The sequence below is a fragment of the Nonomuraea rubra genome, assembly GCF_014207985.1.
Lineage (GTDB): Bacteria > Actinomycetota > Actinomycetes > Streptosporangiales > Streptosporangiaceae > Nonomuraea > Nonomuraea rubra.
Genome location: NZ_JACHMI010000001.1, coordinates 2,246,296 through 2,269,613, shown reverse-complemented (window position 1 = coordinate 2,269,613; position 23,318 = coordinate 2,246,296). Strand labels below are relative to the sequence as shown.

The 23,318-nt window shown below is 72.2% G+C and carries 21 protein-coding genes; 11 read left to right on the top strand and 10 right to left on the bottom strand.

The window, feature by feature from the left end:
• Positions 1–27: 27 nt before the first annotated feature.
• Positions 28–816: a TetR/AcrR family transcriptional regulator gene (locus HD593_RS10365; protein ID WP_221524708.1), complete on the bottom strand. Its 789-nt coding sequence runs from the start codon at positions 814–816 to the stop codon at positions 28–30.
• 153 nt (positions 817–969) lie between these two features.
• Here HD593_RS10365 and HD593_RS10360 point away from each other — a divergent pair, with 153 nt between their 5' ends.
• Positions 970–2,403, top strand: coding sequence for an MFS transporter (locus tag HD593_RS10360; protein WP_185101963.1), 1,434 nt, complete (start codon positions 970–972; stop codon positions 2,401–2,403).
• Between the two features lie 11 nt (positions 2,404–2,414).
• On the opposite strand, the gene HD593_RS10355 is transcribed toward HD593_RS10360, so the two are convergent.
• Both HD593_RS10355 and HD593_RS10350 read right to left on the bottom strand, forming a co-directional pair.
• Positions 2,415–3,014 carry a dihydrofolate reductase family protein gene (locus tag HD593_RS10355; RefSeq protein ID WP_185101962.1) on the bottom strand — a complete coding sequence of 200 codons (600 nt, stop codon included), beginning with the start codon at positions 3,012–3,014 and terminating at the stop codon, positions 2,415–2,417.
• Positions 3,011–3,847, bottom strand: a complete 837-nt coding sequence (locus tag HD593_RS10350; RefSeq protein ID WP_185101961.1) for a metalloregulator ArsR/SmtB family transcription factor — start codon at positions 3,845–3,847, stop codon at positions 3,011–3,013. Before HD593_RS10350 ends, HD593_RS10355 begins: the two co-directional genes overlap by 4 nt.
• Positions 3,848–4,113: 266 nt before the next feature.
• Here HD593_RS10350 and HD593_RS10345 point away from each other — a divergent pair, with 266 nt between their 5' ends.
• Positions 4,114–4,725 carry an NAD(P)-binding domain-containing protein gene (locus tag HD593_RS10345; protein WP_312903418.1) on the top strand — a complete coding sequence of 204 codons (612 nt, stop codon included), beginning with the start codon at positions 4,114–4,116 and terminating at the stop codon, positions 4,723–4,725.
• 7 nt (positions 4,726–4,732) lie between these two features.
• Here the strand turns inward: HD593_RS10345 and HD593_RS10340 are convergent, their stop codons facing one another.
• Positions 4,733–5,335 (bottom strand): TetR/AcrR family transcriptional regulator, encoded by a 603-nt coding sequence (locus tag HD593_RS10340; protein ID WP_185101960.1) that lies wholly within the window; start codon positions 5,333–5,335, stop codon positions 4,733–4,735.
• A gap of 124 nt (positions 5,336–5,459) precedes the next feature.
• Here HD593_RS10340 and HD593_RS10335 point away from each other — a divergent pair, with 124 nt between their 5' ends.
• Positions 5,460–5,900: a hypothetical protein gene (locus HD593_RS10335; RefSeq protein ID WP_221524707.1), complete on the top strand. Its 441-nt coding sequence runs from the start codon at positions 5,460–5,462 to the stop codon at positions 5,898–5,900.
• Positions 5,897–6,421, top strand: coding sequence for a nitroreductase/quinone reductase family protein (locus tag HD593_RS10330; RefSeq protein WP_221524706.1), 525 nt, complete (start codon positions 5,897–5,899; stop codon positions 6,419–6,421). The genes HD593_RS10335 and HD593_RS10330 overlap by 4 nt, the downstream gene beginning before the upstream one ends.
• 58 nt (positions 6,422–6,479) lie before the next feature.
• On the opposite strand, the gene HD593_RS10325 is transcribed toward HD593_RS10330, so the two are convergent.
• The gene (locus HD593_RS10325; RefSeq protein ID WP_185101959.1) at positions 6,480–7,037 is read right to left on the bottom strand and encodes a TetR/AcrR family transcriptional regulator; all 558 of its coding nucleotides are present in this window, start codon (positions 7,035–7,037) and stop codon (positions 6,480–6,482) included.
• A 75-nt stretch (positions 7,038–7,112) separates the two neighbouring features.
• On the opposite strand from HD593_RS10325, the gene HD593_RS10320 reads away from it, so the two are divergent.
• From HD593_RS10320 to HD593_RS10305, 4 genes are all read left to right on the top strand, one after another.
• Positions 7,113–8,072, top strand: a complete 960-nt coding sequence (locus HD593_RS10320; RefSeq protein ID WP_185101958.1) for an alpha/beta hydrolase — start codon at positions 7,113–7,115, stop codon at positions 8,070–8,072.
• Positions 8,059–9,813, top strand: a complete 1,755-nt coding sequence (locus tag HD593_RS10315; RefSeq protein WP_185101957.1) for an ABC transporter ATP-binding protein — start codon at positions 8,059–8,061, stop codon at positions 9,811–9,813. Before HD593_RS10320 ends, HD593_RS10315 begins: the two co-directional genes overlap by 14 nt.
• Positions 9,810–11,525 (top strand): ABC transporter ATP-binding protein, encoded by a 1,716-nt coding sequence (locus tag HD593_RS10310; RefSeq protein ID WP_185101956.1) that lies wholly within the window; start codon positions 9,810–9,812, stop codon positions 11,523–11,525. The genes HD593_RS10315 and HD593_RS10310 overlap by 4 nt, the downstream gene beginning before the upstream one ends.
• A gap of 115 nt (positions 11,526–11,640) precedes the next feature.
• Positions 11,641–13,959, top strand: a complete 2,319-nt coding sequence (locus tag HD593_RS10305; protein WP_221524705.1) for a polysaccharide lyase 8 family protein — start codon at positions 11,641–11,643, stop codon at positions 13,957–13,959.
• Positions 13,960–13,990: 31 nt separating this feature from the next.
• Here HD593_RS10305 and HD593_RS10300 read toward each other — a convergent pair whose 3' ends face one another.
• The gene (locus HD593_RS10300; RefSeq protein ID WP_312904433.1) at positions 13,991–14,683 is read right to left on the bottom strand and encodes an LmbU family transcriptional regulator; all 693 of its coding nucleotides are present in this window, start codon (positions 14,681–14,683) and stop codon (positions 13,991–13,993) included.
• Positions 14,684–14,800: 117 nt separating this feature from the next.
• On the opposite strand from HD593_RS10300, the gene HD593_RS10295 reads away from it, so the two are divergent.
• From HD593_RS10295 to leuA, 3 genes are all read left to right on the top strand, one after another.
• On the top strand, positions 14,801–15,622 hold the full coding sequence (locus HD593_RS10295; protein WP_185101954.1) for a 2OG-Fe(II)-dependent halogenase WelO5 family protein: 822 nt from the start codon (positions 14,801–14,803) through the stop codon (positions 15,620–15,622).
• Positions 15,623–15,624: 2 nt separating this feature from the next.
• Positions 15,625–17,328 carry a thiamine pyrophosphate-dependent enzyme gene (locus HD593_RS10290; RefSeq protein WP_185101953.1) on the top strand — a complete coding sequence of 568 codons (1,704 nt, stop codon included), beginning with the start codon at positions 15,625–15,627 and terminating at the stop codon, positions 17,326–17,328.
• A gap of 74 nt (positions 17,329–17,402) precedes the next feature.
• On the top strand, positions 17,403–19,073 hold the full coding sequence (gene leuA, locus HD593_RS10285) for a 2-isopropylmalate synthase (RefSeq protein ID WP_185101952.1): 1,671 nt from the start codon (positions 17,403–17,405) through the stop codon (positions 19,071–19,073).
• 105 nt (positions 19,074–19,178) lie between these two features.
• Here the strand turns inward: leuA and HD593_RS10280 are convergent, their stop codons facing one another.
• The 4 genes from HD593_RS10280 to HD593_RS10265 are packed head-to-tail and all read right to left on the bottom strand — an operon-like array spanning position 19,179 to position 23,221.
• A complete protein-coding gene (locus HD593_RS10280; RefSeq protein ID WP_185101951.1) occupies positions 19,179–19,937 on the bottom strand; it encodes an alanyl-tRNA editing protein in 759 nt (252 codons plus the stop codon).
• 20 nt (positions 19,938–19,957) lie between these two features.
• Positions 19,958–20,893 carry a PLP-dependent cysteine synthase family protein gene (locus tag HD593_RS10275; RefSeq protein WP_185101950.1) on the bottom strand — a complete coding sequence of 312 codons (936 nt, stop codon included), beginning with the start codon at positions 20,891–20,893 and terminating at the stop codon, positions 19,958–19,960.
• Positions 20,890–22,278: an EamA family transporter gene (locus HD593_RS10270; protein ID WP_185101949.1), complete on the bottom strand. Its 1,389-nt coding sequence runs from the start codon at positions 22,276–22,278 to the stop codon at positions 20,890–20,892. Before HD593_RS10270 ends, HD593_RS10275 begins: the two co-directional genes overlap by 4 nt.
• Positions 22,271–23,221 carry a serine O-acetyltransferase gene (locus HD593_RS10265; RefSeq protein WP_185101948.1) on the bottom strand — a complete coding sequence of 317 codons (951 nt, stop codon included), beginning with the start codon at positions 23,219–23,221 and terminating at the stop codon, positions 22,271–22,273. Before HD593_RS10265 ends, HD593_RS10270 begins: the two co-directional genes overlap by 8 nt.
• Positions 23,222–23,318: the final 97 nt, after the last annotated feature.

Here is a 23,318-nt window from a genome sequence, read left to right as displayed (position 1 = left end):
GACCGACAAAGTCGCGCCGGCGGCCGTTCAGGCGGTGCCGGGGGCTCTGAGCAGGGGGAGCCACACGTCGTCCACGATCTCCTCGATCGCCTCGTCCGGCACCGGGCGCATCGTCATGAACAGGTCGTGGCGCAGCAGGTCCAGCGGGAGGTTCAGGACGCGGGGCGGGCGCGGCACGTCGGGCAGCTCGCCGCGCCGGACCGCGCGGGCGACGATCGTCTCGAAGGCCGTCGGGTGGCCTGGCGGCAGGAGGGTGTCGCGGAGCTCGCCGAGGCTCGTACCGGTGTCCTGGAAGTAGTCCACGAGCTGCACGCTCATCAGCGTGATCATGCCCGCGCGGTCGGCGTCGGCGTTGCGCAGGAAGCCGATCGCGTCGTCGCGCAGGTTGCCGGTGTCGGGCAGCGCGATCGGGCGCCAGTAGCGGGTGAGGGTGGCCAGGAGCAGGGCGTCGCGGTGCGGCCAGCGGCGGTAGAGGACGGGGCGGCTCGTGCCGGCGCGGGTGGCGACGGCCTCGAAGGTGAAGCCGTGGTAGCCGTGTTCGAGGAGCACGTCCCAGGCGGCGTCGAGCAGCGCGTCCTCCAGCTTGGCACCCCGACGGCGGGACGCAGCGCTGTCATGAGACGCGGCGCTGCCGCCCGGCGCGGCGCGGTCTCCAGGCGCGGCACTGCCATCAGCCGCGACGCTGTCTCCAGGTGCGGCGCTGTCTCCAGGTGCGGCGCTGTCTCCAAGCGCGGTACTGCGATCAGCCGCGGTGCTGTCGCCGGGCGCGGCGGGCGCTTGGGGCTCGCCCGCGTTCCGCTCGTGCTCGCGACTCACCCGCGTACCTTATCGCGCCTTATCGCGGCGCCCCCGGCCCCACCGGGAAGCGGCACAGCGCCGATATGTGACCATGTTCCCCGAGCCCCCGAGCCGGCCGCCCGGCCTCGAACCGGCCCGAGGCCCACCGCGTCCGGCACCCCCGGAGAGAACATGCCGCACGCCCCCCGCGACCCGCTCCAGAGAGCACCCCGGCGGGTCGCCCTGATCGTGGCCGTGGCGTGGTTCATGCAGAACCTCGACACCACGATCATCAACACCTCACTCCCCCAGATGGCGCGGACGTTCGGCGTGGACGCCGTCAGCGTGAACATCGGCATCACCGCGTACGTCGTCGCGGGCGCGGCCTTCATCCCGCTCGGCGGCTGGCTGTCGGACAGGTACGGCGCCAAGCGGGTGTTCGCGACCGCGATCGTGGTGTTCGGCCTGGCCTCGATCGGCTGCGCGGCCTGTACGGAACTGTGGCAGTTCGTCCTGGCCCGGGTCGTCCAGGGCGTCGGCGGCGCGCTGATGATGCCGGTCGGCCGCATCATCGTGCTCAAGAACGCCGGCAAGGACGACCTGCTGCGCGCCACGGCGCTGATCACCTGGCCGGCCCTGATCGCGCCGGTCCTCGCCCCGGTCGTCGGCGGCGCCCTGACCACCTGGTACGGCTGGCAGTGGATCTTCCTGCTGAACGCCCCGCTCGCGCTGGCCGGCACCGCGCTGGTGCTGGCGTTCGTCCCCGGCGTGCGCGAGCCCGACCCCAGACCGCTGGACCGCACGGGAACGGTCCTGATCATCACGGCGCTGAGCCTGACGATCTACGGCCTGTCGGAGCTGGCGCATCCGTCGGCGGTGGGTCTGGACCTCGCCCTGCTCGCCGTCGGCTCGCTGGTGGGCGTGGCCGCCGTCCGGTGGTTCCGCCGGGCCGCCCATCCGCTGATCGATCTCGCGCCGCTGCGGGTGCCCACGTTCGCGGCCTCCACCCTGCACGCCGGGAACCTCATCCGGCTGGCGATCAGCGCGACCCCGTTCCTGCTCCCGCTCATGCTGCAGGAGGCGTGGCGGCTGACGCCGCTGGAGGCCGGGCAGGTCGTGCTCGTGTACTTCCTGGGGAACCTGGTCGTCAAGACGATCACCACGCCGCTGCTGCGGCGGCTCGGGTTCCGTACGGTGCTGATCGTCAACGGCGTGGGAGTGGCGCTGTCGATCGCGGCGCTCGGGCTGCTCGACGCCCGTACGGGGTTCGCCGTGGTGGCCGTGGTGGCCTTCGCCGCCGGGGTGACCCGGTCGATCGAGTTCACCGGCATCAACACGCTGTCGTTCGCGGACATCGGGCCGGCCGGCCGGGCCTCGGCCTCGACGTTCTTCAGCATGATGCAGCAGATCTCCATCGCGCTGGGCGTGGCCGCCGCCGCGATCGTTCTGCAGGTCGCGCACGGCCCGGCCGCCACCCCGCTCACCCAGGGCGACTTCACCCTCGCGTTCGTGCTGTCCGGCGCGGTCGCGCTGGCAGGCGCGCTGCTGATGGTACGGCTGCGTCCGGACGCCGGGCACGAGGTGACCGGGCACCGGCCGCGCACGAAGCTCCCCACCCGGACCTAGCCCGCTCCCGCTCAGCGGACCCGGTCGTAGACCAGGGCGAGCTCGCCCAGCTCGCCGCTTCGCTGGCGGGTGAGCGTCCACTTGGTGGCCGGCAGGCCGTCGTCGAACAGCCGCTGCCCGCCGCCGGCGATCTCGGGGACGACCAGGAGGTACAGCCGGTCGAGCAGGTCGGCCGCCAGGAGCGGCTTGATGACGCTCGCGCTGCTGTTGACGAGGATGTCGCCTTCACCGGTGGCCTTGAGGTCGGTGACGACGTCGGCGGCGGGGGCGTTCACCACGCGGGTGCGCTCCCACGGGGCCTCGGCCAGGGTGGAGGACAGGACCACCTTCTCCGTGTCGACCAGCCACTTGGCGTAGCCGCGATCGCGCGGATCGGCGCTCTCGTCCTCGGCGACCGACGGCCAGTAGCCCAGGAAGCCCTCGGCGTTGATCCGGCCGAGCAGCGCCGTCGTCGCGCTCTCCCAGATGAGGTTCATGTGGTCGCGCGCCACCTCGCTGATCACATAGGGGGCGAACGCGGCGAAGTCGCCAGGCCCGCCGGCACCGTGGTAACGCCCGTCGAGGGTGAGGCTGAGGTTCGCGGTCACCCTGCGGCCGGTCGGGTTCGTCATGTCGTGCTCCTTGTCGTGGTGTCGTGGGGGTGCGCGGCGAGGGTGGCCGCGAGCTTGTCGAGGCTCTGGCCGAAGCCGATCTCGATGCCCGCGATGAAGTCCGCGGAATTGATCGTGCTGTCGGTGACCTGGAAGTGAACGTCGAGCTCCGTGCCCGTCCCGGCGGGCCGGAGGTCGAGGCCGAGGTGGGCGGTGAAGGCGTGGCTGCCGTCGGCGAGCAGCGGGGAGAGCCGGTAGGCCAGCCGCTCGCCGGGGCGTACGTCCTCGACGACCCCCAGCGCGCGCCCCGCGACGCCGTCGGAGCCGTCGGTGTCCTCGGCGTCGCGGTACTCGTGGACGATCCGGCCGCCGGGCCGCGCCTCGAAGACGAGCTCGGAGACGCGCAGGTCATCCGGCGTCCACCAGCGGGCGAGCAGGGAGGCCTCGGTCAGGTGACGCCAGACCTCCTCCGGGCCCGCCGCCAGGGACCGGTGGAAGCGGAACGAGCGGCCGTCGGCCCAGCCCGGCTCCTTGGCGGCGAGCCGCTCGGCGTGGAGGCTGAGCCCGTAGCGGTCGTAGGTCTCCTGCGAGCCGCCGGCCTGCTCGGCCAGCCGGATGAGCGCCGCCGCCAGCTCCCGCAGCGGCTCGGCCCTGAGCGCGTAGACGCGGCGCTGGCCCGAGCGCTGGGAGGTGACGACGCCGGCCCGTTCGAGGGCCTGCAAATGCTTGGTCGTCTGCGGCTGGCGCGCCTCCGCGAGCTGGGCGAGCACCCCGACCGGCCGGGGCCGCTCGGCCAGCAGGCCCACCAGCCTCCAGCGGGCCGGGTCGGCCAGCGCGGTGAGTATTGCGTCCATGGGCAGAAGTATTCACCATGAAGAATATTCGCGTCAAGGAATATCTTTGAGGCGCTCTCGGGCGGAGCGCACCGATATCCTCGCGATGGCACATCACCCGGGGAGGAAGCGACAGTGCGCATAGGCATCGTGGGGGTCGGCGAGATCGGCCGGGCGATCGTGACCGGGCTGTGCGAGGGCGACGACAAGGCACCCGAGCTGTTCCTCTCCCCCCCCGCGGGGCGAGCACGGCCAAGGAGCTGTCCGAGCGCCACGAGAGCGTCCAGGTGTGCGCGAGCAACCAGGACGTGGTGAACCGCTCCGACGTGGTGATCATCGCCGTACGCCCCCAGGACCGGCACGAGGCGCTGACCGGCCTGCGCGTGGACGACGGCAAGATCGTGGTCAGCCTGATGGGCGGCGTCGCCAACGACGACCTGCGCCGCACGCTGGCCACCGCCGCGCCGCTGGTCCGCGCCATCCCCCTGCCCGCCATCCACGAACGCCGCTCGGTGACGGTGACCTGCCCGTCGCATCCCGTCGTGGACGCGCTCTTCGAGCCGCTGGGCGGGGTCCTCCCGGTCGCCGACGAGGCCGCCTTCAACGTCTTCTCGGCGCTGACCGCGACGCTGACGTCCCACTACTGGTACCTCGCCACGCTCACGTCCTGGGCCACCGGGCACGGCATGGCCCCCGAGGACGCGGACCGCTACGTCCGCGGCCTCTTCCAGGGCGTCGGCCGGAGCCTGAGCGACGAGTCCCGCCCCCTGGACAGGCTCGCCGCCGCCCACGAGACCCCGAACGGCCTCAACCACCGCATCCGCACCACCTGGTTCGACCAGGCCAACTCCGACGCGCTCCGCGCGGCACTCGACGCCCTGCTCGCCGATTTGAGGTGATCCCGGCTCAGGCCGGCTCCGTGCCCCAGATCCCGCGCAGCGGGCGCAACCCCTCCTCGACGTAGTCGGCGATGGGCCGGTCGCCGCCGTCGAGGTACCACTGCTCGAGGGCGGCGAAGTAGCCGAACGTCAGGGCGTTGGTCGCCACCCGGGCCTGCGTCTCGCTGAGCCGCCCGGCCGCCGCGACGAGCGGCGTGATGCGCTGGCTGGCCCGGTCGAGCGTGCCGCACACGGCCATGCGCACCGAGGGCTCGGCGAAGAAGTAACGAACCCGGCGCCACGGGCTCCTCCCCGCCCGAGGAGCGTCACCGCCCTCCGCCTGCGGGGCCTCGTACGCGCGCACCGCCCGGAGCAGGCTGCCGACGGGATCGGCCGGATCCAGGATGCCTTCGAGGGCCTCCGGGCTCATGCTGTCGAACTCGACGTCGGCGACCACGATCCCTTCCTTCGTGCCGAAGATGCGGTACACCGACGACGGCGACACCTCGGCCGCGGCCGCGATCTCCTCGATCGTGACGGCTCCGAACCCCTTCTCGTCGAACAGGTCGAGTGCGCGTTCCTGGATGGCGCGCATGGCCTTGAGCCGCCAGCGCTCGCGAAGCCCGGTCATGCGGGACAGCGTACCAGATAGTCACTTTCTCAAGCCGGTCACTGTCGTTCAGATATTGACTGTCTGAAAGCAGGCTCCTAGAGTCACTCGCTGGAGATAGTCACTGTCTGAAAGGGTTCAGGTCATGACGCTGGAGCAGCAGAGATCACGCAACCGGCCCGTCCTGGCGGCGCTGTGCCTGGGGGCGGCGCTCACCGTCCTCGCCACGCTCTTCCCGTTCGCTGACCGAGCGGTGCTGGCGGATCACCTCAGGGCGAGTTACCCGGGCTACGCACCCGGCGCGATAGACGCCGCCGTCTCCGCGTATCTGGTCATCCTGGCCACGGTGGGGGCGCTCGGGCTCGTCGGCTGGCTCGGCACGATCTGGGCGGCCCGCGGCGGCAAGCGCTGGACTCCCTGGCTGGCGATCGGGCTGCTGGTGACCGCGCTCTGCATCGCGGCCGCCGGGCTGACCGTCCGGGACGTCTCCGGAGACGTCGGCCTGGCACCGCTGCTGGGCTGGCTGCTGGTGCTGCCGTGCGTTCCGGGTGCCGCCGCGGTCGTGTTGTGGAGGAAGGCGGGATGAGCGAGGAGCGCCCGGGGGCGGAGGTACGAGGCGACGGTGGCGCCCTGGTGCGGGGGCTCGCGGCGCTCAAGCGGGCGATGTACCGGGGTGGGCGGCCGAACGCGTTCATGCGGTGGTGGAACCGGCTCGACGCCCTCGTCTACGGGGGTCGGTGGTTGTCACCGGGGCATGCCGCCGTGCTGAAGGTGGTGGGGCGCCGCAGCGGGAAGCTCACGTCGGTTCCGGTCGCGGTCACCCGCTACCGCGGCGCCGACTTTCTCGTCTCGATGCTCGGGCCTGGCGCGAGCTGGGTGTGCAACGTCCGGGCCGCGGGTGGCAGGGCGGTGCTGCGCCGCCAGGGGCGCGAGTCCTCGATCCGGCTCGAAGAGGTCCCGGCCGGGCATCGCGCCGAGATCCTGCGCCGCTACCTCGCCGGCGCGCCCGGCGCCCGGCCGCACCTCGGGCTGGGCCCCTCCTCGCCCCTGCCGGAGTTCCGCCGCATCGCCCCCGAGCACCCGGTCTTCCGCATCCACGAGCTCTAGACGGGCGCGCACACCGGACGGGCCCGGCGCCCACGCCTGCCAGGCAGGCCCGGCGCCCTCAGCGGAAGGCCGGCAGGACCAGCTCGACCAGCGCGTCCACGTCGGCGTCCACCATCGGCTCGCCCGTCATGCCGAGCCGGTGGAGCAGGGTCCCGACGATGACGTCGATGTAGAACAGGACGACGTGCTCGGGCTCGCCGAGCACGTCCTGGAGCATGATCCGGTAGGGGTCCTGGAACCGCGAGGAGAGGATCTCGCGCAGCTCCGGGTCGCTGACGGCGTCGCTGAACACGCCCGCGAACGCGTCGCCCACCCCCGGCTCGCCGATCTTCCCCGCGACCCACCGGATGGCGAACGACATGATCTCGGCCCGGCTGCCGCCCTCCAGCGGCACCGGGCCGAACGCGTCGAGGAGGCAGTCCACGATCAGCGCCCCCTTCGTCGGCCAGCGCCGGTAGATCGTCGTCTTCGCGATCCCGGCCGCGGCGGCGATGCGTTCCACGGTGGCGCGCGCGTAGCCCAGCTCGTGGACCGTGCTCAGCGTCGCGGCGAAGACCACGGCGTTGATGCCGGAACGCGGGCGGCCGGGCGGCCGGGCGGGTGTGGTCGAGCTCATGCCCACACGATACCCATTTGCGCTACCGTAGGTTTCGAAACCAGAGGTAGCGAAACTCGCCGATCAAGGAGAGCCATGAGCGACATCACCACCATGGACCGCCCGTCGGAGCCGGACTGGTCGACGCTGACGGCCGAGGAGCTGGCCGCCTACCGCGACGCCGAGAACCGCGTCCGCTCGTCCGCCGCGGCCCGCGTGATCACCGGCGAACCGGATCCGGGCGTCACCATCGACTGGCACCAGGTGGCCCTGCCCGGCCGAGAGCTGCCGGTCCGGGTGTACCGTCCCGCGGCCGGCGGCCCCCTGCCGCTCGTGCTGCACGTGCACGGCGGCGGCTTCGTGGGGACGGCGGTGCAGTGCGACTGGGTCAACAGCCACCTCGCCGCCCGCCTGCCCGCGGTCGTCGTCTCGGTCGAGCACCGGCTCCTCGACTTCGAGACCCCGCTGTCCGCCGCCGCGGACGACGGCTGGGACGTGCTCCGGCACGTGGTGGACCACGCCGGCGAGTGGGGCGTCGATCCGGCACGCACCGCCGTCTTCGGCGAGAGCTGCGGCGCCCTGATCAGCGCCCTGGCGGCGATCAGGGCCGGCCGAAGCGGGCTGCGCCTGCGGGCCCAGGTGCTGGTCAACCCGGCGCTGGACGTCACCTCGACGGCCTTCTCCTACGACTCGATGAGCAGGTTCGAGCGCACTCCCACGCTCACTCTGGCGCTGTTGCGGTTCTTCCAGCGGCTGGCCGTGCCGCACGGAAGCGACGCCCGCGCGCTGTCGCCCCTGCACGCCGGTGACCTGAACGGCCTGGCCCCGGCGCTCGTGGTGGTGCCGACCCACGACCCGCTGGCCGACCACGGCCGCCGCTACGCCGGCCGGCTCCAGGCGGCCGGGACGCCCGCGCGGCTCAGCGAGTACCAGGAAGCGGGACACGGGTTCCTCAGCATGCCCGGCGTCGCACCCCAGGCGGCGCCGGCCCGGGCGGAGATCCTCGAGTTCCTCCGCGAGGCCCTGGACAACGGAGTGCGCGATGACCACCGCTGACCTCGCCGAGGCGGAGCACACCACCGTGGCCGGGCTGCTGCGCCCGCACGCGGGAAGCTTCGCGGCCCTGGTGATCCTGCAGGTGATCGGTGCCGTGGCGGGCCTGGCGCCGCTGCTGGCCGTGGTGGAGCTGGGCAGGGAGTTGTTGTCGCCGGGCCCGGTCGATCGCGGTCACGTCTGGTTCGTGGTGCTCGCCGGTGCGGCCGGCCTGCTGGTCCGGTTGTTGTTCACCGCGGCCTCGTCGGGGATCGGGCACCTGCTCGACGGCCAGGTGCAGCTGGCGTTCCGCCGGCGGCTGGCCGCGCAGCTGGGGCGGGTGCCGATCGGGTGGTTGTCCCGGCGCCGGACGGGCGAGCTGGCCAAGGTGGTGGGTGAGGACGTGAGCGCGGTGCACCCGTTCATCGCGCACACGCCCGGCGAGCTGGTATCGGCGTTCGTGGTGCCGCTGGTGTCGCTGGTCTACCTGTTCGCCGTCGACTGGCGGCTCACGCTGATCACACTGATCCCGGTGGTGCTGGCGGTGGCGCTGGTCCCGTTGATGATGACCGCCGCCCGGCAGCGGGAGCAGCGCGAGTTCGACGCGGCCATGGGGCGGATCGCCGGCTCGGTCGTGGAGTTCGTGCAGGGCATCGCGGTGGTCAAGGCGTTCGGCGGGGCGGACCGTACGCACCGGAAGTTCCTGACGGCCACGGACGAGTTCGCGGACACGTTCCTGCGGTGGGCGCGCGGGCTGGCCCCGATCGCCGCCGGGATGCAGACGGTGCTGGCGCCGCCGTTCGTGCTGCTGGTCGTGCTGGCCGGGGGTGCCGTGCTGATCGGGAGCGGCGGGCTGGCGCCGGCGGACCTGCTGCCGTTCCTGCTGCTGGGGCTGGGGCTGACCGCGCCGGTGGCGGCGCTCGGCCACGGCTTCGACGACATGCAGGCGGCCTGGCGCGCGGTCGGCCGGATCCGGGACGTCGTCGCGGTCGAGCCGCTGCCCGAGCCCGCCCGCCCGCTCGTGCCGGACGGGCACCGGGTGGAGCTGCGGGGCGTGCGGTTCGGGTACGACGCGGACCGCGAGGTGCTGCGCGGCATCGACCTGGTGCTGGAGCCCGGTACGGTCACCGCGATCGTGGGCCCCTCAGGCAGCGGCAAGTCCACGCTGGTCCAGCTGCTGCCCCGGTTCTTCGACCCCACCGGCGGCTCGATCACCCTGGGCGGCGTCGACCTGCGGGAGCTGGGCAGCCGCCGGCTCTACCGCATGGTCTCGTTCGTCTTCCAGGACATCCGCCTGCTGCGGGCCTCGGTCGCCGACAACATCGCGCTGGCGGTCCCGCACGCCGGCCGCGACCAGGTCGTACGCGCCGCCCGGCTGGCCAACGTCCACGACCGGATCATGGAGCTGCCGCGCGGCTACGACACGGTGCTCGGCGAGGAGGCCGGGCTGTCACGCGGCGAGGCGCAGCGGATCGCCATCGCCCGCGCGCTGCTGGCCGACACCCCCGTGCTGGTGCTGGACGAGGCGACCGCGTTCGCCGACCCGCAGACGGAGCAGGCGGTACGGCACGCTCTGGCCACGTTGCAGGGCGACCGGACGATCGTGGTCATCGCACACCGGCTGGAGACCATCGCCGACGCCGACACCGTCGTGATGCTGGACGACGGCGCGATCGTCGAGCGCGGCATACCCGCCGAGCTGCTGAACAGGAACGGCAGATTCGCCGCCTTCTGGCGGTCCCACCGAGGAGACGAGCCCCGATGATCCGCATGCTGCTGCGCGTGCTGGGACACCAGTACGCCCGCCCGGTACGCCGCACCGTCGCCCTGATGACGGCCACCGGCATCCTCGAAGGCCTGTCGTACGCCCTGCTGGTCCCCGTGCTCGGGGCCCTGTTCGAGGGCGATGCCGCGGGCGCCCGCCCCTGGCTGATCGCGTTCGGCGTGGCGGTCGCGGTGTACGCCGCGCTCCGCTACGTCAGCGACCTGTCCGGTTTCCGCGCCGGCACCACCCTGCTGCGCGGCACGTACCGCCGGCTCGGCGACCACCTGGCCCGGCTGCCCATCGGCTGGTACGGCCCGGGCCGCGTCGGCGAGGTGTCGCTCCTGGCCAGCCGGGGCGTGCTGCAGGCGATGAGCGTGATCGCGCACCTGCTGACGCCGTACGTCTCCGCCGCCGTGACCCCGCTGACCATCGTCGCGGTGATGCTCGCCTTCGACTGGCGGCTGGGCCTGGCCGCGCTGCTGGCCGCGCCCGTCGTGGCGGCGATCCAGGTCTGGACGGGTCGTGCGACGGCGGCGGCCGACGCCGAACGCCACCGCCGCGACCAGCAGGCCACCGGCCGGGTCATCGAATACCTCCAGGCCCAGCCGGTGCTGCGGGCGGGCGGGCGTACCGCCGAGCGCTTCGGCCTGCTCGACGACTCGCTGCGGGAGCTCCAGCGGGCCTCCCGCCGCTCGACGCTGTCGGCGCTGCCGGGCGTCCTGGGGCTGTCCCTCACGGTGCAGGCGATCCTGACCGGGCTGCTGGTCCTGGGCACGTACCTGGCGCTCGGCGGCGGCATCGGCGCGGCCGAGGTGCTGGCGATCCTGGTGCTGGCCGCCCGCTGCGCCGATCCGCTGCTCTCCCTGGCCGACCTCGGCGGGCAGCTCCGCGGCGCCCGCGCCGAGCTGGCCAAGCTCGACACGCTCCTGCGCACCCCGCCGCTCCCCGAGCCCCGTGAGCCGGTCCGCCCGGACCGCCACGACCTGGAGTTCGACTCGGTCACCTTCCGCCACGGCGACCGCACGGTGATCGAGGACCTGTCGCTGGCGCTCCCGGAAGGGCAGCGGCTGGCCGTCGTCGGCCCGTCGGGCGCGGGCAAGAGCACCCTGCTGCAGCTCCTGGCCCGCTTCCACGACGTGGACGCCGGCGCGGTCCGCATCGGCGGCGCGGACGTCCGCGCCATCGACACGCCGGCCCTGATGGCGCGCATAGCCATCGTCTTCCAGGACGTCTACCTCTTCGACGGCACGATCGAGGACAACATCCGCCTCGGCCGCCCCGGCGCCACGGAGGCCGAGGTCTGCGCGGCGGCGACCGCCGCCCGCCTGGACGAGGTGATCGACCGCCTGCCGGACGGCTGGGCCACCGACGTCGGCGAGGGCGGCGCGCTGCTGTCAGGCGGCGAACGCCAGCGGGTGTCCATCGCCCGCGCCCTGCTGAAGGACGCCCCCATCGTCCTGCTGGACGAGGTGACCTCCGCCCTCGATCCCGTGAACGAGGCGGCGGTCCACGCGGGCATCGAGCGGCTGATGGCGGGCCGGACGGTCGTGATGGTGGCCCATCGCCTGCGTACCGTCCGGAACGCCGACCGCATCGCCTTCCTGGACGCCGGCCGCGTCGTGGAGGAGGGCACCCACGACGAACTGCTCCGCCGCGGCGGCCGCTACGCGGCCTTCTGGGAGATCTCCATGGCACCGGCCGCGAACACGTAGACGACGGCCCGTTCTGTCCCATCTACGATGTGATCGTGGAGACGGGGGTTCAACTGCTGTCGGGCGGACGGAACGCGGGGATGCGCGAATATCGGGTGTCCATATCCTCATGCGCATGGTGATCCACCCCCTCAGCCGGCGTTCCGCCCTGCTGGGCGCCGCCGCCACGGCCGGCCTCGCCCTGTGGGAGGGACCGGCCGAGGCGGCCGGGCCCGCTGAAGAGAGCGGCGCGGCCGCGTTCGACGCCGCGCGGGAGCGGTGGGTGAGCCTGCTGGCCGGCGGCGAGTACGACGCCGCCTACGCCGACAAGACGCAGGCGGTCGAGGGCTCGGCCAACGCGGTGCTGCGCAAGCTGCGCTTCTCCGCCGGCCGCCGCCCGAGCCTCTGGCCCGACCTGCCGCTCGACGACCCCCGTACGGGCAACTTCAACCGCGCCTACAACCGCATGCGCACGCTGGCGCTGGGCTGGGCGACGCCGGGTACCGCCATGCACGGGGACGACCGGGTCGCCGAAACGGCGGCGAAGGCGCTGGACTTCCTGTACGAGCACGCGTACCACGAGAGCCTCGACCCGCGCGGCAGCAACTGGTACTGGTGGGAGATCGGTGTCCCCCGCTCGCTGACCGACACCTGCGCCCTGCTCTACGACGGCCTGCCCGAGAAGCGCCTCAAGCGCTGGCTGCGCCCGTTGCGCCGCTGGTGCCCAGACCCGGAGCGCCGGGTCAGCCATCCCGGCGTGGTCGAGACCGGCGCCAACCGCGCGGGCAAGGCCATGGCGGTGGCCATGCGCGGGCTGCTCACCCACGACGCCCGCCTGGTCAGGCGGGCCAGGGACGCGGTCTCCGACCTGCTGCGGCCGACCAGGGGCCCGGGCGACGGCTTCTACCGGGACGGCTCCTTCATCCAGCACGACGTCCACCCCTACACCGGCGCGTACGGCGTGGACTACCTGGAGAGCGTGGCCAAGCTGATCGTCATGCTCGCGCGGTCGCCGTGGGAGATCTCCGGCATCGAGGAGGTCTACGACATCGTGGACCGCTCTTTCGTGCCGTTCGTCTTCGACGGGCTGATGATGGACTGCGTGCGCGGCCGGTCCATCTCGCGCCAGGGCCACCGCGACTACCACTCGGGGCAGAAGACGGTCGAGGCGATCCTGACCCTGCTGGACACGGCGCCCGAGCGCCATGCCCGGCGCTGGCGCCCGCTGGTGAAGGGCTGGCTGGCCCGCAACCAGGCCGTCCCGTACGAGACGATCGCCCCGCTGTCGAGCGTCGCCAAGGCCAGGGCCCTGCTGGAGGACCCGACGGTCGAGGCCGGCCCGCGGACGACGGGCACGTACGTCTTCGCCGACATGGACCGGGTGGTGCACCGCCGTCCCGGCTGGGCCTTCGCGATCGCGATGAGCTCGCGGCGCATCGGCGCGGCCGAGGCCATGAACAGGGAGAACCTGCACGGCTGGTACACCGGCGACGGCATGACCTACCTCTACACCGGCGACCTCACCCACTGGAACGACGAGCTGTGGCCGACGATCGACCCGTACCGGCTGCCGGGCACGACGGTCGACACCCGCAGGCGGGCCGACCTCGGGCACGGGCACCGCCGCCTGCCGCCCACCCCGTGGGCGGGCGGCGTGGCCCTCGACGGCGAGTACGGCGTGGCCGCCATGCAGCTGGTCGCCGGCGGCTCCTCGCTGCGGGCGAAGAAGGCGTGGTTCCTGCTCGACGACGTGGTGGTCGCCCTCGGCGCCGGCATCACCGCCTCGGACGGCCGCCGCGTCGAGACCATCGTGGAGAACCGCAACACCCACGACGGCCACCCGCCGCTGGCCCGGGGCGACGGCTGGATCCACCTGCCCGGCGTGGCCGGCTACGCGCTGCTCGACCACGGCAGCGCCGGCGCCAAGGTGATCCGCGAGAAGCGCACCGGCCGCTGGCGGGACATCGACAAGGGCGCCACCACCGGCGGCGACGGGACCCCGGTCACCCGGCACTACACGACGATCGTCATCGACCACGGCGTCGATCCGCGCAAGGCGGCCTACGCCTACGCCGTGCTGCCCGGCGCCTGCGCCGCGCGGACGGCGGCCTACGGCCTGCAGCTGAGGATCCTCGCCAACTCCTCCTCCGTGCAGGCCGTCTCCCGCGGCGACCTCCTGTTCGCCGTCTTCTGGCGCGCCGGGACCGTGGAGACCGCGCACGGGCCGCTCGCCGCCGACGGCCCCTGCACGCTGCTGGTCCGCCGCGACGACGAGCTGGTACGGCTCGCGGTCTCCGACCCGTCGAGAACGGCCGACGAGGTGAGGATCTCGCTGCCCTGGCCGGTGAGGTCGGTCAAGGAGGGCGACCGCGGCGTGCGCAGGGCCAAGCGCGCGATCAAGGTGGAGCTGGGCGGCAGCCGCGGCCACACCCGCACCGCCGTGGTCCGGATCTGACGGAACCGGAGCCCCGCGACCGCCGCCTGAGTCACCCGCCGCTACCGGCGGCCTCGTTCAGTATGACCACCATCCACTCGTGCAGCTCCAGCGCCGTCCGGCCCGCCGCCTCCTCCCAGACGCGCATCTGGTCGGCGGAGGTCCGCACGCTGATCCGCACGGTCTCCTGAAGGGTGGGGAGGGAGCGGCCCTGGACGGGCCTGATCATGGCGCGCAGGCGGTTGCGCGTCCATCCCCGCCGCTCCGCCTCGTCCAGCCACCGTTCCTGCTCTCCCTCGGGCAGCGAGGCGACCTCCGCGTGGTGCTGGAAGCTGAGCGCCGCGCGCCTGCGCTGGTGGCTGAACCGCCCGGCGACCCAGGCGTAGTTCCGCAATGTCTGATAGTCGAGCGCGGTCTCCGCCAACGCCCTGCGATAACGATCGGGATAACGATCACGGCCATAGTTGAGCCAGTCCCCGAGCCACCACGCCGACGAGTCGGATATTAAGAATATTTGTTGCCCGACGTGCTTCCATTCATCGAGCGTGACCTCTTCCGCGAGGCTCAGCGAGGTGGGTCTGGCGAGTACGGACCGGCCCAGCGGTGCCCGCCCGCCGGCATGGTCAGGTAAGTTTCGGCAGGTCGCCGACGTCTCCGAGTGTGACAAACGATCCCCCGTGCGATGTCCGGTACCTGATTGCCCCCCACGACCAGCATCAGCGCGACCGCCACATAAACTCCACACGTTCGCCGACCCAAAGAGGTCGAACACGACCCCTTAACGATTTCTTCCTACCCCTACTGAATTTTGCGATGCAATACTCCAAATGCTTTTAACGCATACCTGGGGGTGAACATTTCGATGGTCGCAGTTAAGTCGCAATACACATACGACGACTCCGTCGCGGCGACCTCTGTCTACACGCTCTTCGACGCCGAGGTCGTCGAGGAGCTGACGCACGATCATCTCGTCAGGCTCGCCGCGGGGGTCGTCGGCGCGCTCCAGATCAAGAACTTCTTCACCACGGCCGAGTGCACCGCCATCGTCGACGGCGTCAACGCGGCCGAGATGGGCAGCTACGCCTTCACGCCGCCGATCGCCAAGCTCGGTCCCGCCGCCTACGACTTCTACAAGACCGGCGAGCTCGGCGACGCCTACTTCGACAACGCGGAGCGTGACGCCAAGGCCAGGGCCACCCTGCTCGACGGCGAGGACCCGCTGGGGACCGCCATGGACCGGCTCTCCGCCGCCTGGGGCAACCGGGTCCAGCGGGCCACGTCCGGGGGCAGGCCGATGTACGCGGGGATGATCAGGGAGATCAACAACAGCGCCCTGATGCACTTCGACGAGATCGCCCGTGAATGCCCGACGGGCCTGGACCAGATCCCCGTGGCCCAGCTCGCGTTCAACTGCCACCTGTCCAAGCCCGACGGCGGCGGCGAGGCCGTGGTGTTCCGCCGCGGGTGGAAGCCGAGCGACGAGGCGCACCGGGACGGGTACGGCTACGCGACCTACCTGACCGAGAGCGAGCCCTCGGTGTCGGTGAATCCGGACGTCGGCGACGCGATCATGTTCGACCCGCGCAACTACCACCTGGTCACCCCGTGCACGGGTGGACGGCGCATCACGCTGTCGTTCTTCGTCGGCCTCACCGGTGCCGGCCCGCTCGTCGTCTGGTCCTGAGCATGCGAGCGTCCCAGGGGGTGGACATCCTCATCTCGGCCCTGGAGATCTGCGGGGTGTCCACCGTCTTCCACGGGCCGTGCACGGACGAGCTCGCGTCCTACTCGGGGACCCGGGTGCGCCACGTGCGCGCCTGCCACGAGCAGGGGGCGGGCCACGCGGCCGAGGGCTACGCCATGGCGACGGGCGAGGCCGGCGTCTGCGTCGTGGCCGCGGGCCCCGGCGCGACCAGCCTGGTGACCCCGGTGATCAACGCCTACAAGGACTCGACCCCGCTGGTGGCCATCGTGCTCGACCAGTACGGCCGGGCCGACGAGCGGCTGGCCGACATCTCGCTGGCGGAGCTGGCCATGTCGGGGATCAAGCACGCGTTCACGGTCACCGAGGTGTCGGAGCTGTCGGTCACGATCGCCGAGGCGTTCAGGCTCGCCACGGCGGGCCGGCCGGGGCCGGTGGTCGTCGAGATCGCCCGCGCCGCCCTCACCGGGTACGGCGACGTCGAGTGGCCCGCCCACCGGGCGCCGGCCTCGGCGGCGCCGCCGCCCGAGGCGCTCGACGCGGCCGCGCGGCTGATCAGGGAGAGCCGCCGCCCGGTGCTGTACGTCGGCGGCGGCGTGCAGCTGGCCGGGGCCACCGCCGGGCTCCGCGCCCTGGCCGAGCTGACCGGCGCGCCGGTGGTGACCACGCTGATGGCGCTGGGCTCGTTCCCCGGCTCCCACCCGCAGAACCTCGGGATGCCGGGCATGCACGGCTCCGTCGCCGCCGTCGGCGCGCTCCAGCAGGCCGACCTGGTCGTGGCGCTGGGGGCCCGCTTCGACGACAGGGTCACCGGCCAGGCGTCGTCGTTCGCGCCGCTGGCCAGGATCGTCCATGCCGACATCGACGAGAGCGAGATCTCCAAGATCGTCAAGGCGGACGTGGCGCTGCCCGGCGACTGCGGGACCACCATCACCGGGCTGCTCGGCCTGCTCGCCCGGGACGGCGGCGACCGCGAGCGGCTGGACCCGTGGTGGGCGCGGCTGCGCGCGTTGCAGCGCACGTACCCGCTCGGCTACAGCGCACCCGAGGACGGCTCGCTCAGCCCGCAGTACGTCGTCCAGACCCTCGGCCGGCTCGTCGGTCCGGAGGCCTGCTACGTCGCCGGGGTCGGGCAGCACCAGATGTGGGCCGCGCAGTTCGTCTCCTACGAGCACCCGCGCACGTTCATCAACTCCGGCGGCCTGGGCACGATGGGGTTCGCGATCCCGGCCGCGATGGGGGCGAGCCTGGCCCGTCCCGGCCGCCAGGTCTGGGTGATCGACGGTGACGGGTGCTTCCAGATGACGGGCAGGGAGCTGGCCACCTGCGCGCGCGAGCGGATCCCCATCAAGGTGGCCGTGATCAACAACGGGGGTCTCGGCATGGTCAGGCAGCTGCAGGACCTGTTCTACAGCCGCCGGTTCCACGGCAGTCACCTGGACTCCACGCGGGTTCCCGACCTCGTGGCCTACGCCGAGGCGCACGGCTGCGCCGGGCTGCGCTGCGATCGCGCCGAGGACGTGGAGGCCGTGGTGAGAAAGGCGGAGGCGTTCAGCGACGCGCCTGTCGTCATCGACTTCGTGGTCAGCGAGGACGCCCTCGTCTGGCCCATGGTCGCCGCCGGGACGTCGAACGACGACATCAAGGTCGCGAGAGATCTGGCTCCCATCTGGGACCGAGCAGACTAGATACTGCGTTACGAGGGGACCGCATGTCTGATCATGAGTTGCGCTGGTCCGCACCGATTCAGCGGGGCAGCGGCATGCCATTCCACCGGTACTCCGCCGCGCCCGCACTCGAGCTGCCCGACAGGACCTGGCCGGACAGGCCGATCGTCCGGGCCCCGCTGTGGTGCTCGGTGGACCTGCGGGACGGCAACCAGGCACTGGCCGAGCCCATGGACCTGCCGCGCAAGCACAAGATGTTCGCCCTGCTCTGCCGGATGGGCTTCAAGCAGATCGAGGTGGGCTTCCCGGCGGCGAGCCAGATCGACTTCGACTTCGTCCGCGAGCTGGTCGAGCTCGACCTCGTGCCGGACGACGTCACCATCCAGGTCATCACGCAGGCCCGCGCCGAGCTCATCGAGCGCACCTTCGAGGCCGTGGACGGGGCGCGGCAGGCCATCGTGCACCTGTACAACTCGACCTCGCCCCTGCAGCGCCGCGTGGTGTTCGACATCGACCGGGCGGGGGCGATCGACCTGGCCGTGAGCGGCACCCGGTTGTGTACCAAGCTCGCCGAGGACCACCGGGGCGGCGTGGTGTCGTTCGAGTACACGGCGGAGTCCTTCTCCTCCACCGAGCCGGACTTCGCCCTGGAGATCTGCGAGGCCGTCATGACGGTCTGGCAGCCCGCCCCCGACCGGCCGATCATCGTCAACCTGCCCGCCACCGTGGAGTGCGCCCCGCCGAACGTCTTCGCCGACCAGATCGAGTGGATGCACCGCAACCTCAGTCACCGCGAGTCGGTCTGCCTCTCCGTGCACCCCCACAACGACCGGGGCTCCGGGATCGCGGCGGCCGAGCTGGCCGTGATGGCGGGCGCCGACCGCGTCGAGGGCTGCCTGTTCGGCAACGGCGAGCGCACCGGGAACGTGTGCCTCGTGACGCTGGGCATGAACCTGTTCGCCCAGGGCATCGACCCCATGCTCGACCTCTCCGACCTCGGCGCGATCAGGCAGGTCGCCGAGGAGTGCACGCGCATCCCGGTGCATCCGCGCCACCCGTACGCGGGGGACCTGGTCTACACCGCCTTCTCGGGGTCGCACCAGGACGCGATCAAGAAGGGGTTCGAGTCCATGGAGCGGGAGGCGGCCAGGCTCGGGCGCAGCCCGCGTCAGGTGCCGTGGGCGGTGCCGTACCTGCCGATCGACCCGGCGGACGTGGGGCGCACGTACGAGGCGGTGATCCGGGTGAACAGCCAGTCGGGCAAGGGTGGGACCGCCTACCTGCTGCAGTCGCGCAGCGGCCTGGCGCTGCCGCGGCGGCTGCAGGTGGAGTTCGCGCGGACCGTCCAGCGCTACAGCGAGTCGCACAGCGCGGAGGTGGACACCGAGCGGATCTGGGAGCTGTTCGGGTCGGAGTACCTGCGGCCGGGGTCCAGGCTGACCGTCGCCGAGCACACGTCCCGGCCGGCGGCCGGCGGGCCCGTCGAGGTCACGGCGCTGGTCTCGCTGGACGGCGGCGAGCTGCGGGTCAGCGGCAGCGGGCCGGACGTCGCCGCCGCCTTCGCCGCCTCGCTGGCGGCGGGCGGGCTGGCCGTACGGACCTCGCACCTGGAGGAGCAGGTGGTCGGCGAGGACACCGCGGTGTACGCCGAGTGCGTCGTCGGCGGGGAGACCCTGTGGGGCGTGGGCCTGGCGGCCGACCCGGCCCGCGCGGCCGTGCTGGCCGTCGCCAGCGCCGTCAACCGGACCTCCGCCCAAGCCGTCTGAGCCGCCCTGAGGCCGCCTCCAGCCCAGGCCGCGCAAGGCCGGCGAAGGCGACCTCACGCCGCCTGATCCGCCCGATTCGTTCGATCGGGCGGATCCGTGGTGCGGCTACGCGTCGCGCACCTCGATCCTGATGCGCTTGTTCTCCTTGCCCTTGGACTCCATGCCGACCACGGCGACCGCACCCACCATCGAGGTGTCCGCCACGTGGGTCCCGCCGTCCGCCTGCCTGTCGACGCCGACGATGTCGATGACCCGCAGCGGATCGATCTCGGCGGGGATGAGGTTGGCGGCGGTGCGGATCAGGGCCGGGTCCAGGTCGGCCTCTGCCCTGCCGACGAACTCGACCATGACCTCCCTGGCCGCCTGGATCTCCTCGTTCATCCTCCGCTCGATGCGCTCGCCGAGGTCCTGCGAGAGCGAGGGCAGCGGGAAGTCCAGGCGGCCGCGGCCCGGCTCCATGTTGCCGCCGGTCACGGGGATCTCGAACTCCTTCCAGATGACGCCGCAGAGCACGTGCAGGGCGGTGTGGGTGCGCATCAGCAGGTGGCGGCGCTCCCAGTCGAGCTCGCCGAGCAGCTCCACGCCGGCCTGGGGCAGCTCGGCCGTCTCCAGCCAGTGCCAGATGCGCGCGCCTTCGCGTTTGACCCTGACGACCTCCGCCTTGCCGCCGTCCCAGCTCAGCAGGCCGAGATCGTGCGGCTGGCCGCCGCCTCCCGGGTAGAAGGCGGTTCTGGCCAGCCTGACCCGGTTCTGTTCCGGGTCGACCTCGGCCACCTCGCTCTCGAACGACCTGCGGTAGGCGTCGACGGCGAACAGCTCGGTGGCGGCCAGGTCCGTGGGAGCCTGTCGTCCTGGGACGGCCATGGGGGTCTCCTTCTCGAAGGTCAGGCGTCTTCGCCGGCGAAGACGTTCAGGTAGTCGTGGGCTGAGTCGTAGGCGAAGGTGAGGATCCTGGAGCCGGCCGGCAGCCGGCGCGCGCATTCGAGCGCGGCCACCACGTTCGCCGCCGAGGAGAGGCCGACGGCGAGCCCCTCGGTCCGCATGAGTCGCGCCATCATGGCCACGGCGTCGTCGTAATCCACCTCGATCTCGTCGTCGATGAGCTCGACCTGGAGGACGGCGGGCACCAGCCCGACCGCCAGCCCCTGGAGGTGGTGGATCACGAAGCGGTTCTTCAGCAGGGAGCAGTCGCGCGGCACGACAGCGGTGATGCGCAGGTCCTCGCGGAAGGCGCGCAGCGTCCGGCCGACGCCGGTGAGGTGGCCGCCGGTCCCGACGCCGGCGACCATCGCGTCGGGCACCTCGCCGCCGAAGTCGCGGTAGATCTCCAGCGCGGTGGCCCTGTCGTGGATCTGCGGGTTCGCCGGGTTGGCCTGCTGGTTGAGCAGGACCCAGTCAGGGTTCTCGAACAGCAGCTCCATGGCCCGCTCGCCGTGCGCGTTGCCGCCCAGGCGGTGATCGGCGAGCAGCACCTCGGCCCCGTACGCGCGCAACATCGCCTGCTTGGTCGGGCTGTAGTTGTCGGGCACCACGAGGACCAGCCGGTAGCCGAGGACGGCGGCGGCCATGGCCAGGCCGGTGCCGGTGTTCCCGCCGGTCGGCTCGATGATCGTCTGGCCTGATCCCCTGGTGAGCAGGCCCTCCCGCTCGGCCTCCAGCACCATGTTGAGCGCGATGCGCACCTTGTGGCTGCCGCCCGGGTTGAGCAGCTCCAGCTTGATGTAGACGTCCCTGTCCAGGTCGCGGGTCAGGCGGGCCAGCCGCACCATCGGGGTCGAGCCGATGACGTCGAGCACGGAGTCGCCGATCGCGCGGGTCACCGATCCCCCAGCCTGTCCGCCACGCTCTGCGCCTGCCTGGGGCGCGGCTCGCCGTACGCGCCGCTCTCGACGTAGCGGCCCTCCGCCTCGCTGAAGCGGAAGCGGCGGGCGCCCTTGGCGCGCTCGGCGGTGACGTCGATGACGAGGTGGTCGACGGGGTAGACGGGGAGGCCGTCGAAGACGGCGTGGCGCTGGTCCTCGTCGCTGAAGTACGCGCCGGCGTCCGGGTGCGAGTGGTAGATGAGCACGACCGGGTCGTCGCCGTCGAAGGAGCGCGACAGTTCGAGCAGGTCGGCGGGGCTGAAGACGTAACCGGTCGTGGCCGTCCTGTCGGAGACGGACTGCTGCTCGTCGATGACGTTGACGCACTCGCGAACCCCGGAGCGGCGCACGAAGCCGCAGCACTCGGCCGGGTAGGCCCGCTCGGCGGCCGCGTACAGCTGCCGGAGCTGCGCCGGGGTCGGCGGCTCCTCCGGCGCCGCGCGCCGTGCCCCCAGGCGCGGGGAGAGCTGGGTCCAGGCGAAGGCGCCCAGGATGAGGAACATGAGCAGGATGTCGAGCGGGGTGAACACCGTCTGCTCGACCGCGGCGGAGAACAACATCGCCACCACGGGGAAGATCACGAAGATGAACGACATCGTCACCGCGCTCAGCCGCTGCAGCAGCCAGAAGTAGCCGAGGAAGCCCAGCGCCGAGGCCACCAGCCCCAGGTAGAGGGTGGCCAGCACGGCCCTGGTGGTGAAGCCGGCGCTCGCTCCTGAGTCGGTCAGCAGGCCGGCGATCGTGAGCATCACCCCCGCCGCGGCCAGCGGCAGCGTGTTCAGCGTCAGCACGTGCACCTGGCCGCCGTGCTTCTTGATGTAGAGGTAGGCGTAGGAGTGCATGAAGGCGGCGCCCAGGATCGTCACCACGCCCCAGCCGTTGGTCACCGACACGTCCTGGATCCGCAGGACCAGCAGCACGAGCGCGGAGAACGCCACGACCACGCCGACGACCTGCCCGGCCGTCAGCCGCGTGCCGAGCATGGGCACGCTGAGCACGACGATCAGGATCGTCACCGTGGAGAAGCAGATCGCGGTCAGGCCGGAGGAGACGTACTGCTCGCCGACGTTCAGCAGCAGGTACGGGATGGCGAAGTAGCACAGGGTGACGAACGCGGCGAAGCCCAGGTGCGCCCGCGTGAACAGCACGGGCACCCGCCGGAACCAGCACAGCCCGAGCAGGATCGGGGTCGCGATCAGGAAGCGCAGCCCGGCGGCCAGCAGCGGCGGCAGGTCCGTCACCGCGAACTTGATGCCCAGCCAGGTCGTCCCCCAGATCAGGCAGACCACCACGTACAGCCCCACGATCGCCACCCAGGGGCGGGAGCGCAGCGGCTCAGACATGGCGCCCCCCTGCGTCGCGGGCCAGCCGGGCCCTGGGCAGGGCGACGGTCACGCTGGAGCCGCCCGGCCCGCTCAGCCGCAGCCGCGTCTCCGCCGCGGCCACGGTCTCGGGCAGCTCGACCAGCAGCCGCTCGCTGGCCCGTTCCAGGACCGCGGCCTGCGCCGAGCGGTCCCGGGTGAGCTGCTCGACGCGTAACTCGGGATCGTGCAGGCCCGCGCCGTGCACGAGGAAGCGGCCGACGCCCGCCGGCTCCACGCCGCTGACCGCGACCTCCGCCGAGCCGGTGACCACCTGGTACTGGTGCAGCACGCTGACGCAGGCGCCGTCGGGCACGTCGTGCTTGATGAACGCGTGCGCGCCGATCAGGACGTCGTCGCCGATCACGACCGGCCCCAGGATGCTGGCGAACGCCCCGACGCCCACGCGGTCGCCCAGCGTCGGGTGCCGCTTGCTCGACGGATTGTTGTGGATCTTGATGGAGCCCAGCACCACGCCCTGCAGCAGGTAGCAGTCGCTGCCGAGGACCGCGGTCTCCCCCACCACGGTCCCGTACCCGTGATCGACCATGAACCTGGGCCCGATCCGCGCCGCCGGGTGCAGCTCGACGCCCGTCTCCACCTTGGCCTGCTCCGACAGGCGCCTGGCCAGCGTCTCGGCCGGGCCCTCCCGCCCGCCGTGCTCCAGCAGGGCGTGCGCGAGGCGGTAGACGAGGACGGCCCGGTAGGCGCGGTAGGTCCTCAGCACCAGCTCCCAGGAGCCTCCGGCGGCGGGGTCCTGCGTGGCCAGCTCCAGCAGGTCGCCCACGGCCAGCTCGACGGGCTCGGCCAGGACCGTGTCCCACGGCGCGCGCCGGGTGACCGCGCGGACCTGGGGCAGCCACGGGCCCAGAATCTCGGCGGCCGTTTCCTCGACCGCCGCGTGCACTCCGTCGTCGAAATTCAAAATGATACCGCCTTCATGATTATTCCGGTGCCCTGAAGAATCGCACGCCGCGGCCGGCGCCCGGTAACAGCGATTTCTTTTCGGACGCGAAAGACTT